General features: G+C 69.3%; 17 protein-coding genes. 5 read left to right on the top strand and 12 right to left on the bottom strand.

The annotated features are described in order from the left end of the window. Positions 1-95: 95 nt before the first annotated feature. From hisF to hisB, 5 genes are all read right to left on the bottom strand, one after another. Positions 96-866 (bottom strand): imidazole glycerol phosphate synthase subunit HisF, encoded by a 771-nt coding sequence (gene hisF / locus M9979_RS14205; RefSeq protein ID WP_254290018.1) that lies wholly within the window; start codon positions 864-866, stop codon positions 96-98. 187 nt (positions 867-1,053) lie between these two features. Continuing rightward, the gene (gene hisA / locus M9979_RS14200) at positions 1,054-1,794 is read right to left on the bottom strand and encodes a 1-(5-phosphoribosyl)-5-[(5-phosphoribosylamino)methylideneamino]imidazole-4-carboxamide isomerase (protein WP_254290017.1); all 741 of its coding nucleotides are present in this window, start codon (positions 1,792-1,794) and stop codon (positions 1,054-1,056) included. A 166-nt stretch (positions 1,795-1,960) separates the two neighbouring features. Continuing rightward, positions 1,961-2,566 (bottom strand): imidazole glycerol phosphate synthase subunit HisH, encoded by a 606-nt coding sequence (hisH, locus tag M9979_RS14195; protein ID WP_254290016.1) that lies wholly within the window; start codon positions 2,564-2,566, stop codon positions 1,961-1,963. Further along, positions 2,563-2,883 (bottom strand): YciI family protein, encoded by a 321-nt coding sequence (locus tag M9979_RS14190; RefSeq protein ID WP_254290015.1) that lies wholly within the window; start codon positions 2,881-2,883, stop codon positions 2,563-2,565. Before M9979_RS14190 ends, hisH begins: the two co-directional genes overlap by 4 nt. Next, positions 2,880-3,467 carry an imidazoleglycerol-phosphate dehydratase HisB gene (gene hisB / locus M9979_RS14185; protein ID WP_254290014.1) on the bottom strand — a complete coding sequence of 196 codons (588 nt, stop codon included), beginning with the start codon at positions 3,465-3,467 and terminating at the stop codon, positions 2,880-2,882. Before hisB ends, M9979_RS14190 begins: the two co-directional genes overlap by 4 nt. An 82-nt stretch (positions 3,468-3,549) precedes the next feature. On the opposite strand from hisB, the gene M9979_RS14180 reads away from it, so the two are divergent. The 4 genes from M9979_RS14180 (at position 3,550) to M9979_RS14165 (ending at position 6,272) form a co-directional block, all read left to right on the top strand. Beyond that, positions 3,550-4,035: an SspB family protein gene (locus M9979_RS14180; protein ID WP_254290013.1), complete on the top strand. Its 486-nt coding sequence runs from the start codon at positions 3,550-3,552 to the stop codon at positions 4,033-4,035. A gap of 276 nt (positions 4,036-4,311) precedes the next feature. Next, on the top strand, positions 4,312-5,700 hold the full coding sequence (gene fumC, locus M9979_RS14175; RefSeq protein WP_254290012.1) for a class II fumarate hydratase: 1,389 nt from the start codon (positions 4,312-4,314) through the stop codon (positions 5,698-5,700). A gap of 162 nt (positions 5,701-5,862) precedes the next feature. Then, positions 5,863-6,075, top strand: coding sequence for a hypothetical protein (locus tag M9979_RS14170; RefSeq protein WP_254290011.1), 213 nt, complete (start codon positions 5,863-5,865; stop codon positions 6,073-6,075). Beyond that, a complete protein-coding gene (locus M9979_RS14165) occupies positions 6,072-6,272 on the top strand; it encodes a hypothetical protein (RefSeq protein ID WP_254290010.1) in 201 nt (66 codons plus the stop codon). The genes M9979_RS14170 and M9979_RS14165 overlap by 4 nt, the downstream gene beginning before the upstream one ends. On the opposite strand, the gene M9979_RS14160 is transcribed toward M9979_RS14165, so the two are convergent. After that, positions 6,269-6,823, bottom strand: a complete 555-nt coding sequence (locus M9979_RS14160; protein WP_254290009.1) for a DUF2585 family protein — start codon at positions 6,821-6,823, stop codon at positions 6,269-6,271. The two genes, M9979_RS14165 and M9979_RS14160, sit on opposite strands and share 4 nt — an antisense overlap. A 46-nt stretch (positions 6,824-6,869) precedes the next feature. Between M9979_RS14160 and gmk the strand changes: the two genes are divergently transcribed. Further along, entirely contained in the window at positions 6,870-7,535 is a 666-nt protein-coding gene (gmk, locus tag M9979_RS14155; protein ID WP_254290020.1) for a guanylate kinase, read from the top strand. Between the two features lie 117 nt (positions 7,536-7,652). Here gmk and M9979_RS14150 read toward each other — a convergent pair whose 3' ends face one another. Genes M9979_RS14150 through M9979_RS14125 form a run of 6 tightly spaced genes read right to left on the bottom strand, consistent with a single transcriptional unit; the run spans position 7,653 to position 11,868 of the window. Beyond that, positions 7,653-8,336, bottom strand: coding sequence for an ATP12 family chaperone protein (locus M9979_RS14150; protein WP_254290008.1), 684 nt, complete (start codon positions 8,334-8,336; stop codon positions 7,653-7,655). Further along, positions 8,333-8,548, bottom strand: a complete 216-nt coding sequence (locus tag M9979_RS14145; protein ID WP_254290007.1) for a hypothetical protein — start codon at positions 8,546-8,548, stop codon at positions 8,333-8,335. Before M9979_RS14145 ends, M9979_RS14150 begins: the two co-directional genes overlap by 4 nt. Then, positions 8,545-9,198 carry an HAD-IA family hydrolase gene (locus M9979_RS14140; protein ID WP_254290006.1) on the bottom strand — a complete coding sequence of 218 codons (654 nt, stop codon included), beginning with the start codon at positions 9,196-9,198 and terminating at the stop codon, positions 8,545-8,547. The genes M9979_RS14145 and M9979_RS14140 overlap by 4 nt, the downstream gene beginning before the upstream one ends. A gap of 12 nt (positions 9,199-9,210) precedes the next feature. After that, positions 9,211-10,335, bottom strand: coding sequence for an RluA family pseudouridine synthase (locus M9979_RS14135; RefSeq protein WP_254290005.1), 1,125 nt, complete (start codon positions 10,333-10,335; stop codon positions 9,211-9,213). Beyond that, positions 10,332-10,721: a fluoride efflux transporter CrcB gene (crcB, locus tag M9979_RS14130; RefSeq protein ID WP_254290004.1), complete on the bottom strand. Its 390-nt coding sequence runs from the start codon at positions 10,719-10,721 to the stop codon at positions 10,332-10,334. Before crcB ends, M9979_RS14135 begins: the two co-directional genes overlap by 4 nt. A 46-nt stretch (positions 10,722-10,767) precedes the next feature. Beyond that, positions 10,768-11,868, bottom strand: coding sequence for an extracellular catalytic domain type 1 short-chain-length polyhydroxyalkanoate depolymerase (locus M9979_RS14125; protein ID WP_254290003.1), 1,101 nt, complete (start codon positions 11,866-11,868; stop codon positions 10,768-10,770). Between the last annotated feature and the right edge of the window lie 113 nt (positions 11,869-11,981).

Here is an 11,981-nt window from a genome sequence, read left to right as displayed (position 1 = left end):
CCCGGCCGCCGACACGGTATCCTGATGGGCGGCCGGGCGGGGGAGCGGGCCGGCACCGCGTGAAATTGGCTCTTTCGCCAATTTCCAAACAGACTCTAAGCGGCGAGCGGACGGCGCACCGGAATGCCGGCGGCGGCGAGCGCGGCATGCGCAGCGGCGACGCTCGCCTCGCCGAAGTGGAAGATCGAGGCGGCGAGGACGGCGCTGGCGTGGCCGTCGCGGATGCCGGCGACGAGGTCGTCGAGGCCGCCGACGCCGCCGGATGCCACGACCGGCACGCTCACCCGGTCGGCGATCGCGCGGACGAGGTCGAGGTCGTAGCCCGAACGCGTGCCGTCGCGGTCCATCGAGGTGACGAGCAGCTCGCCCGCGCCGAGGTCGGCGAGGTGCGTCGCGTGCCGGATCGCGTCGATCCCGGTCGGGCGGCGGCCGCCATGGGTGAACACCTCCCAGCGATTCCCCACGCGGCGCGCGTCGACCGAGGCGACGCAGCACTGGCTGCCGAACCGCTCGGCGATGTCGGCGACCACCTCCGGCCGGGCGACCGCGGCGGAATTGACCGCGACCTTGTCGGCGCCGGCGAGCAGCAGCGCGCGGGCATCCTCGGCGCTGCGCACGCCGCCGCCGACGGTCAGCGGCATGAAGCACACCGTGGCGGTGCGGCGTACGACGTCGAGGATCGTGCCGCGGTCCTCGTGGGAGGCCGTGATGTCGAGGAAGCACAATTCGTCCGCCCCGGCGGCGTCATAGGCACGCGCCTGCTCGACCGGATCGCCGGCATCGCGCAGTTCGACGAAATTGACGCCCTTCACCACGCGGCCGTTGGCGACGTCGAGGCAGGGGATGACGCGGGCGCGAACGGTCATGCCGCGAGCCTCGGGAAAAAGGTGTGTTCACGCGGAGACGCGGAGACGCGGAGAAGAAGATGGAAGGATTGAGCCGCACTTGATCGCTGGCGTTCGGAAGACATAATCCTGCCTCCGGCGACAAGAGGCAACGTGTGCTCCAAGCGCGACACCTCCGCGTCTCCGCGTCTCCGCGTGAACACCTTCTTCATTCTGCTGCCGCCCGCGCCACGTCCAGCGCCGCGGTCAGGTCGAGCCTGCCGTCGTAAAGCGCCCGCCCGGTGATGACGCCCTCGACGCCGTCGCGGACATGCAGCGCGAGGACATGGATCTCGGCGATCCCCTTTACGCCGCCGCTGGCGATGACGGGAATCGACACCGCGCGGGCGAGATCGACGGTCGCTTCGACGTTGCAGCCCTTGAGCAGGCCGTCGCGGCCGACGTCGGTGAACAGGAGCGACGCCACGCCCGCATCCTCGAACCGGCGGGCGAGGTCGACGACGCTGGTGGTCGAGACGTCGGCCCAGCCCTTGGTCGCGACCATGCCGTCGCGCGCGTCGACCGCGACGACGACGCCGCCGGGGAAGTCGCGCGCCGCGCCGCGGACGAAGTCGGGATCCTCCAGCGCCGCGGTGCCGATGACGACGCGCGCCACGCCGAGGTCGAACCAGCGCTCGACGCTGGCACGGTTGCGGATGCCGCCGCCCAGCTGGACATGGCCGGGGAAGCGTTCGACGATGGCGCGCACCGCCTCGCCGTTGACCGATGCACCGGCGAAGGCGCCGTCGAGGTCGACGACGTGAAGGTGCTGCGCGCCGGCCCCGGCGAACAGCATCGCCTGTGCGGCGGGATCGTCGCCGTAGACGGTGGCGCGATCCATGTCGCCCTCGGCGAGGCGGACGACCTGGCCGCCCTTGAGGTCGATCGCGGGGAAAACGATGAGGCTCATCAGATACTCCCCGGCACGGGGAGGGGGACCATGCGCAGCATGGTGGAGGGGGCGTGCGGCAAGCGATCCGGATCGCAGGTGAGGGCGGTGCTTGCGGCTCCCCCCCTCCACCACTCGGCTGGCGCCGAGCGGTCCCCCTCCCCGTGCCGAGGAGGAGCGAATGGGCTCACGGCCGCCATGCGAGAAACCTTTCGAGCATCGCCAGCCCGTAGCGCTGGCTCTTTTCGGGGTGGAACTGGACGCCGAGCATCGTGTCGCGCGCGATGGCAGCGGTGATCGGGCCGGCATGGTCGCTGGTGGCGATCACGTCCTCGCCTTCGTAGGCGTAGCTGTGCAGGAAATAGGCTTCCCCCGCCGGTACCAGCGGGTGGTCGCCCGACGGCACGACATCGTTCCAGCCCATGTGCGGCACCTTCGCGTCCATCGTGCCGGGTTCCAGCCGTCGTACGCGGCCGCGCATCCAACCGAGGCCGCGGTGCGATCCCATCTCCTCGCCGACATCGGCCATGAGCTGCATGCCGACGCAGACGCCGAGGAAGGGCGCGCCCTGCTGCCGGACGCGGCGTTCCATCGCCTCGACCATGCCGGGGACGGCGCGCAACGCGCTCGCACAGGCGCCGAACGCGCCGACGCCGGGCAGGACGATACGGTCGGCCTTCGCGACGACATCGGGATCGGCGGTCACCGACAGGTCGGTCGCGCCCGCCGCGCGCAATGCATTCTCCACCGAATGGAGGTTGCCCGCACCGTAATCGATCAGCGCGATGGTCACGACGACAGCATGTCCTCGAGCGGCAGCGCCGCCATGCTCGCGGTGAAGGGGGTGATCTCCGCCGTCGCGAGGCAGCGCGAGACGAACGGATCGAGCGTCAGCATCGCCTCCACCTCGGCGCGTGTGCCGATCGCGATCACGACGCCGCCGGTACGCGGCTGCTTGCGGCCCGAGGCGATCAGCCGCCCCTCGGCATAGGCCGCGCGCAGCCAGTCGACATGGTCGCTCATCGCCGCATCGATCGCGTCGAGATCGGCGCCATAGGTCAGCGACACGACGCACAGGGTTGTGCCGGGGCGGACGAAGGGTTCGCTCATAATATGCCCTTGGTCGAGGGGATCGCGTCGCCCTTGCGCGGGTCGATCTCGACCGCGGCACGCAGCGCGCGGGCGAGGCCCTTGTAGGCGCTCTCGACGATATGGTGGTTGTTGCTGCCGTACAGCGTCTCGACGTGCAGCGTCAGCCCGGCGGTCTGCGCGAAGCTGTGGAACCAGTGTTCGATCAGCTCGGTATCGAGTTCGCCGAGGCGCGAGACGGTGAAGGCGGTCTTCCATACCAGCCACGGCCGCCCCGAGATATCGAGCGCGACGCGCGTCAGCGTCTCGTCCATCGGGCTGAGCGCGTCGCCGTAGCGGCGGATGCCGCGCTTGTCCCCAAGCGCCTGCGCCATCGCCTGGCCGAGCGCCAGCGCCGAATCCTCGACGGTGTGGTGGCCGTCGATATGCAGGTCGCCGTCGACCTTCAGGTCGATGTCGATCAGGCCGTGGCGGCTCAGCTGCTCGATCATGTGATCGAGGAAGCCGATGCCGGTCGCAATCGAATAGACGCCGGTGCCGTCGAGGTTGACGGTGACGTCGATCCGCGTTTCGGCGGTGGAGCGGTTGATCGTGGCGGTGCGCATGTCGGCTGGTCCCATAAGACGGTGCATGTGTGTCGTCACACACAATCTTGACCCCACCGCCGATGCCGCTACCCAAGGGCGCATGACCGATGGCCTGCCCGATAGCCTGATCCCGTATGACGAGATCGTCCAGGAAGCGCTGCGCGCCGTCGTCGGCCGCGTGCTCGGCACGATCGCCGAATCGGGCGGGCTGCCCGGCGAGCATCACTTCTACATCACCTTCAAGACGCAGGCGCCCGGCGTCGACATCCCGCAGCGGCTGATCGAACGCTTCCCGGACGAGATGACGATCGTGCTGCAGAACCGCTACTGGGACCTGCTGGTCGACGAACGGAAGTTTTCGGTGGGCCTGTCGTTCAACCAGGTGCCGTCGAAGCTGGTCATCCCCTATTCGGCGATCACCGGCTTCCACGATCCCGCGGTCAATTTCGAGCTGCGCTTCCAGGCGACCGAGGACCCCGACGACGGTCCCGAACCGCATGACGAGGCGGAGAACGACGGCCCGACCGCGACGCCGGCGGCGGATGGGTCGAACGTCGTGAGTGTGGACTTCAAGCGGAAGAAATAGGGAGCGAGCGATTTAGCGCACGCTAAATCGTGGTCGCCAGAGCGACGCGAACCGCCGGCCGGGCTCGGCGCAGCCGAGCTTCGACGTCACGGGATTTACTCCCGTGACGGGCGCATTCCCCATTTCTGTCATCCCGGCGAACGCCGGGATTCATGGTGACGATAAGTTCATTTGTCGGACACTGTCATCGGCCGCGTGCGTCCATGGGTCCCGGCGTTCGCCGGGATGACGAAATAGGCCGGGAAACCTTCCCCTATCCCGCCGGTTCATGCCCGCATGACCACCCGCACCGAAACCGATTCGATCGGCCCGATCGACGTCCCGTCACAAGCCTATTGGGGCGCACAGACCGAGCGCAGTCTCGAGAATTTTCCGTTCGGCCCGCGCGAGGCGATGCCGATCGAGATCGTCCACGCGCTCGCCATCGTCAAACAGGCGGCGGCGCGGGTGAACCGCCGCCACGGCCTGCCCGCCGACAAGGCCGACGCGATCGAGGCCGCCGCCGCGGCGATCGTCGCCGGCACGCTCGACGACCAGTTCCCGCTGGTGATCTGGCAGACGGGCAGCGGCACGCAATCGAACATGAACGTCAACGAGGTGATCGCCGGCCACGCCAACGAAGCCCTCGCCGGTACTCGCGGCGGCAAGGTGCCGGTCCACCCCAACGACGACGTCAACCGCGGCCAGTCGTCGAACGACAGCTTCCCGACTGCGTTGCACGTCGCTGCGGCGCTCGCGGTGACGCGGCAGCTGTATCCGGCGCTCGACCGGCTGCACGACGCGCTCGCCGCGAAAGCGCGCGAATGGGACGACCTCGTCAAGATCGGCCGCACCCACCTGCAGGATGCGACGCCGCTGACGCTGGGGCAGGAATTTTCGGGCTACGTCCAGCAGCTCGCCAACGCGCGCGCGCGGATCGCGGGGACGCTGGAGCGTAACATCATGCCGCTCGCGCAAGGGGGGACCGCGGTGGGGACGGGGCTCAACGCGCCTGCTGGGTTCGCCGAGGACGTCGCGGCAGAGATCGCGGGCCTCACCGGCTTGCCGTTCGTCACCGCGCCCAACAAGTTCGAGGCGCTGGCGTCGAACGACGGGCTGGTCGACCTGCACGGCACGCTCAACGTGCTGGCGGTGGCGCTGACCAAGATCGCCAACGATATCCGGCTGCTCGGGTCGGGGCCGCGGTCGGGGCTCGGCGAGCTGGAATTGCCCGCGAACGAACCGGGCAGCTCGATCATGCCGGGCAAGGTCAATCCGACGCAGGCGGAGATGCTGACGATGGTCGCCGCGCAGGTGATGGGCAACACCGTCGCGGTCACCGTCGGCGGGCTGCAGGGGCATATGGAGCTCAACGTCTTCAAGCCGCTGATCGGCGCCAACGTGCTGCGCTCGATCGCGCTGCTGTCCGTCGGGATGCGGAGCTTCGCCGAGCGTACGGTCGATGGCCTCAAGGCGAACCGCGAGCGGATCGGCGAGCTGGTCGATCGCTCGCTGATGCTCGTCACCGCGCTGGCGCCCGAAGTCGGCTACGACAATGCCGCGAAGATCGCCAAGCATGCGCACCAGAAGGGACTGACGCTGAAGCAGGCAGGGCTGGAACTGGGGCTGGTCGACGCGGCAACGTTCGACCGGCTGGTACGGCCCGAGACGATGATCGGGCGGTAAACCCATCCCTCCGTTCGCCTTGGTGAGCAGGTGAGTCCAATGCCCTTCGACAGGCTCAGGGCGAACGGGGGATCTTGTGATTGATCGGACCGATACGCCGCCGCAACGAGGAACTTCCCCGCGGCTCGCGCGCTTCGATGCGGCAACGGAAAGGGGACGGGCGTGAGCACAACCACCACAGGCGCGCTGATCGGTGCGGCGATCGATTCGGTATCGGGCGACGACGGCGTCGCGGACGGTGCGATCATCGGCGCGGTGACCGCCAACGTGTTGAAGATCGTGCTGCCGCTCGCCGTCACCTATGCGGTCGGCTGGGCGGTGCTGCGCGGCGCGACCGAACTCAAGGACCGGATTTTCGGAAAGGTGGAATCATGATCGGCAGGATTATCGGTGCGCTCGTCGGGCGCGAGATCGACCGTCGCGACGGACAGGGCGGCATCAAGGGCGCGGCGATCGGCGCGCTGTCGGTCGGCGCGCTGCGCCGGATGGGGCCGCTCGGCCTGCTGCTCGGCGGCGGCTATGTCGCCAAGAAGGCCTATGATCGCCGCCGCGAGGCGCGCGGGCAGCGCTAACCCGCCTGCCAGATGCGGATCGCCTCGACCGGGGCGATCAGCATGATGAGGTTGAGCGTCAGATTGTCGCGGATCGCGACGAGCGCGACGACCTCCAGCAAGACGACCAGCCCGGCGCTCGCCCACCACGGCAGGCGCCGGGCGATCGTGAAGCCCAGCATCATCGCGGCGATGTCGCTGATCGAGTTGAGCACGCTGTCGCCGCTATAGCCCCAGGCCATCGTGACGGCGCGATAGCGGTCGATGATGAGCGGCGAGTTCTCGAGGATTTCCCAGCCTGCTTCGACCACGACCGCGACGACGAGTCGCGCGGTCCACGGCCAGCGGTGCAGGGCCAGCCATGTCGCGCCATAGAACAGCAGGCCATGGACGACATGGCTGAGGCTGTACCAGTCGGCGATCTGCTGGCTGTTCTGATCCGATTGCACCGCCCCGTGCCACAGCGCGATCCGCCCGCATGGACAGATCGCCGAGCGACCCATCGCCAGCAGGATCGCGGCGGTCGCGACCAACAGGGCCGGGATCAGCCAGCGACTTTTCGCGGCCAGCATCGCGCCGATGCTTGACGCCCGCCCCACCCAGACGCCACTAGCGCGCATGCCGTCGTCCCATTCCGCCGATCCGCACAACTTCCGCCGTCGCGGCGTGTTGTTCGTCCTGTCTTCGCCGTCCGGCGCGGGCAAGTCCACCATCGCGCGCAAGTTGCTGGCCGACGAACCCGAACTCGGCATGTCGGTGTCGGCGACGACGCGACCGATGCGGCCGGGCGAGGTCGACGGCAAGGACTATCATTTCGTCGATCTCGAGGAATTCCGCCGCATGGTGGCGGAGGACGAATTCCTGGAATGGGCGCACGTCTTCGACCACCGCTACGGTACGCCGCGCGCGCAGATCGAGACGATGCTCGCGGCCGGCAAGGACGTGCTGTTCGACATCGACTGGCAGGGCGCGCAGCAGCTGTTCCAGATCGCCGGTGGCGACGTGGTCCGCGTGTTCATCTTCCCGCCGTCGATGGAGGAGCTGCGCGCGCGGCTGACCAACCGCAACACCGATTCGATGGAGGTCATCGACGCACGCATGGCGCGGGCGGCGAACGAGGTCAGCCATTGGGACGGCTACGACTATGTGCTGGTCAACGACGACGTCGAGCAATGCTTCCAGGGCGTGAAGACGATTTTGGCGGCCGAGCGGTTGAAGCGGTCGCGGCAGACGGGCTTGATCGGGTTCATCCGCAAGCTGACGCGGGTGGCGGGGGCGGTTTGAGCGCATTGACGGGGACGGCCTGACCACCGTTCGTGCTGACCCTGTCGAAGCACATTGAGACTCACCTGCCCTTCGACAGTGAGCAGGTGGGCGAGAGGCCAGCCTGATTTTATCGGGTCAATCCAGCGCCGCCAGAAACCGCACCGCCGCGTCGTAATCGCGGCGCTTGTTCGCTCGTGCCTCGATCGCCAGCGTGTCGGCGCCCCATAGTTCCGCCTGCCAGTCCTCGTCGACATGCGCCGCCGCCCAGAGCGTGTCGGGATCGCCCGCGCGCTCGACCAGCGCCAGCGCGAGCACCAGCGAGCCGGTCAGCGTCACCACCGGCGACAGCGCGGCGAGGTGGAAGGCGTCGAGCGCCGCGACGGCTTCACCCAGGCGCGCCAGTGTCGCGGGCGGTTGCGCGCGGTGGATGATGCCGGCGGTCGTTTCGAGGTGCACGTCGTAGCGACCGCGCGCCCAGTCGAGCCACGGGTCCCATGCGGCGCGCTGCCGCTCGACCAGCGGTTCGGGCGATTCGGCGCGGTAGCAGAGCAGGTCGCTCGCGCCATAAGCGGCGAGGCCCGCGGCGAAGGCTGCGGGGTCGGGTGCGACGCGGTCGATCGCGGCATTGGCGAGGCCGGTCAGCGGCATGGCGCGCGGGTCGATCGTCTCGCCGACGCCTCGCCATTCGTCGGCGACGATCCGCCCGAGCGCGTCGGTTGGCAGCGCCAGCGGCACGCGGCCGGGCGTGCGCACCGGCCTGCCGTCGAGCAGGACGACACAGGCGTCGTCCAGCGTCACCTCGGTCCAGAAGCGCCTCATGGTTGCGGCGGCGTCCGCCAGCGGTGCGCGAGGCTCGCGGGCACGATCGCGATCACCGCCAGCGCCGACAGCGTGATCGCGATGCCGAGTACCTCGATCGGCCAGTCGTGCGTCCGCGCCGTCAGCACCAGCCCGAACACCGCACCGGCGGTCCCCGCCAGCCGGCTGCCGACCATCGCCAGCCACCGGCGCCGTGCACGCGTGTCGGTCATGCCAGCATCCCCCGCAACGCCGCGACGCGATCCGTGACCACGTCCGCGCCGGCATCGACCAGATCGCGCACATCGTGATAGCCCCAGGCGACGCCTACCGCGCGCGCGCCGGCCGCTTTGGCCATCGCCATGTCGAAACTCGTATCGCCGATCATCGTGGTGCTATGCGGCGTGGCGCCGGCTTCGTCCATCGCGGCGAGCAGCATCGCCGGATCGGGCTTGGACGGATGGCGATCGGCGGTCTGCAGGGTGACGAACCGGTCGGTCAGGCCGTGATGGCTAAGGATATGCGCCAGCCCGCGATCCGATTTGCCGGTCGCGACGCCGAGGCGCCAGCCGTCGTCCGCCAATTCTGCCAGCAGTTCGGCAATCCCCTCGAACAGCGGTTCCTCCTCGAGCCCGCCGGTGGTGCGCAGGCGGAAGAACGCGTCCTTGTAATCCGCCGCCATCCGCTGGTGCTGCGCGTCTTCGGCCTCCGGCAACAGCGCACGGATCGCCTCGACCAGGCTCAGCCCGACGATGCGGCGGATCGCCGCGCGGGGCGGCGCGGGGAGGGCGGCGTTGGCGAACGCCTGCTCCATCGCGACGCAGATATTGGCCTGGCTGTCGACGAGCGTGCCGTCGCAGTCGAACACGGCGAGTCTGGTCATCGGCCTGCCGTATCAGTCCTTGCTGCCGCGCCGGCGGCGCTCGCCGCGATGCTCCTTGCGCATCGACTTGGCGTGCGCCTTGGCGCGCTGCTTGAGCACCGCCTTGGGGGGCGGGCCTTTCTTGGCTTCCTCGAACGGCATCGCGTCGCCCCTGGCCTCGTCGAAGCCGAGCGTCGCGAGGCTTTCGGCGAAGTGCGTCGGCAAGCTCGCGGTCTCGTCGATGCTGCCGCCGTCGGGATGATCGACGCGGATGCGGCGGCTGTGCAGATGCATCTTGCGGCTGATCCCGCCGGTCAGGAATGCCGCCGCGCCGCCGTATTTGCCGTCGCCGACGATCGGATGGCCGATCGCCGCCATGTGGACGCGCAGCTGGTGGGTGCGGCCGGTGAAGGGTTGCAGCTCGACCCAGGCGCAGCGGTTGCCGGCGCGCTCGATCACGCGATAGCGGCTGCGCGCGGCCTGGCCGTTCTCCTCGTCGACGTGCATCTTCTCGCCGCCGGTGCCCGGCTGCTTGGCGATCGGCAGGTCGATCACGCCGTCCTCGATCGACGGCACGTCGACGACCAGCGCCCAATAGACTTTGCGCGCCGTCCGGCCCGAGAACGCCTTGGCGAAGAAGGCGGCGGCGCGCGACGTGCGGGCGACGAGCAGCGCCCCCGAGGTGTCCTTGTCGAGGCGATGGACGAGCTTCGGCCGCCCCTCCGCGTCATATTGCAGGCCGTCGAGCAGGCCGTCGACATGCTCGGTGGTCTTGGTCCCCCCTTGCGTCGCGAGGCCGGGCGGCTTGTTGAGGACGAGCGCCTGCAGATCCTTGTGGATCACCATTTCGCGCGCGAAGGCGATCTGGTCTTCCGACAAGGGCGCGCGTTCGCGCATGGGCCGGGCAACGACGGCGCCGGCCTCGTCCTTGATCTCGGGTTCGGGTGGCGGCACGCGTAGCGTCTGGCCGGCCTTGATCCGGTCGCCCGGCGTCGCGCGCGATCCATCGACGCGCAGCTGGCCGGTGCGCGCCCATTTGGCGACGGTGGTGAAGCTGGTGTCGGGCAGATGCCGCTTGAACCAGCGGTCGAGGCGGATGCCGTCGTCGTCGTAACCGACGTCGAACTGGCGGATGCCGCTGTCGCTCTTGTCGGTCATGCCGCCACGCTCCCGATCGCATTGCGCGCCAGCATCAGCCCGGCGAACAGCGCGGCGACCGATCCGATCACCGACAGCAGGGCATAGCCGAACGCCGCGCCGGTGGCGCCGCGCTCGATCATCGCGACGACGTCGAGGCTGAACGCGGAAAAGGTGGTGAAGCCGCCGAGCACGCCGACGCCGAGGAACAGGCGCCACGGCTCGCCGCCGGTCCCTGCGCGCGCCAGCACGCCGGCGAGCACGCCCATCAGCAGGCCGCCGATCAGGTTGACGGCGAGCGTGCCGAAGGGGAAGGCCGGTCCGAACAGCGCGAGCGTCGCGCGGCCGGTGAGATAGCGGGCAGCCGTGCCGAGGGCACCGCCGACCATGACAAGAACGAGAGGCATGACCGCTGCCCTAAAGCAAGATCGCCGTCAGGGGAATGCGCGGCGCTTAGCGTAGAAGCCCGGCGGCGCGCAGCGCGTCGTTGATGACGGTGGCCGGCCCCTTAAGTGCGGCGGGAACGGCGATGCCCGGCACGGAACGCAGCCGCTGCGGCGCAGGCGCCGTGGCTGGCGCGGCAATTGCGGCCGGCATCGGGGCGATGCCCCAGAAGGCGGCGATCCGGCGGGTTGAGGAGACGCCGACGTCGAGCATGAACGCGCCCGCGGTGCCGCATGCCTCCGGCCCGCGCGTAGCGATCGGGGTGCCGTGGCCCATGCCGAGGATGCGATGATCTTCGATCACCGCGCGACCGCCGGCATCGCGCCACGTCCGGTGAGGATGGCCGGCGATCGTTTCACAGCTCGACGGCGCCTCGGGCACGTCGTGCAGCCCGCGCCACTGAGCCAGGATCGCTTCCGCATTGGCGGCATGGACGGTGGCGTCGGCATCGCCGTGCCAGATCGACAGCGTCGGCCAGCCGCCGTGGTGCGTCGACGCGCCCCTGGCCAGCGTATCCAGCGCCGCCGCGTCGGGCATCGCATGCCCGCGCATCCGGTCGAGCGCCTGCACGACGCCCGCGGCCGTGCCATAGGGCAGGCCGCCGATCACCGCGCCGCCGGCGAACAGTTCGGGATAGGTCGCCAGCATCACCGCGGTCATCGCCCCGCCCGCGGACAGGCCGGTGACGAACACCCGCGTGGAATCGACGTCGTGCGCGGCGATCGTCGCGACGATCATCTCGCGGATCGAAAAGGCCTCGCCATGGTCGCGACTCATGTCCTCTGTCGCGAACCAGTTGAAGCAGAGGTTCGGATTGTTGGCGCGCTGCTGTTCGGGGAACAAGAGGACGAAGCCGGCTTCGTCGGCGAGCCGCGACCAGCCCGAGCCGATGTCGTAGCCCGCCGCGGTCTGCGTACAGCCGTGCAGCACCACGACCAGCGCCGGGCGCGGGCCGACGGATGCGGGGACGTAGAGCCGGGCGCGTAAGTTACCGGGATTGCGGCCGAATCCGGTCAGGTCGGTCAGACGGTCGGTACCGGCGGGCGCCATGCCCTCGCCGACGCCGCGTGCTGCCACGAGGCGGCCAATCGTATCAGACAAACGTCGCATGCGTGCACTCCGAAGGGGCGGAATCGCCGGCAGACGTGGATTTGCTGCGCCGCACAATATGGGTGCGCACGATGGGATGGCAAGCGACGTTCGTCGGAACGGTACGCTTTATG

Origin of the sequence: Sphingomonas liriopis (assembly GCF_024211255.1) — a bacterium.
Classification (GTDB): domain Bacteria; phylum Pseudomonadota; class Alphaproteobacteria; order Sphingomonadales; family Sphingomonadaceae; genus Sphingomonas; species Sphingomonas liriopis.
The sequence above is the reverse complement of the archived record's forward strand: the minus strand, read 5'-3'. Positions and strand labels throughout refer to the sequence as shown.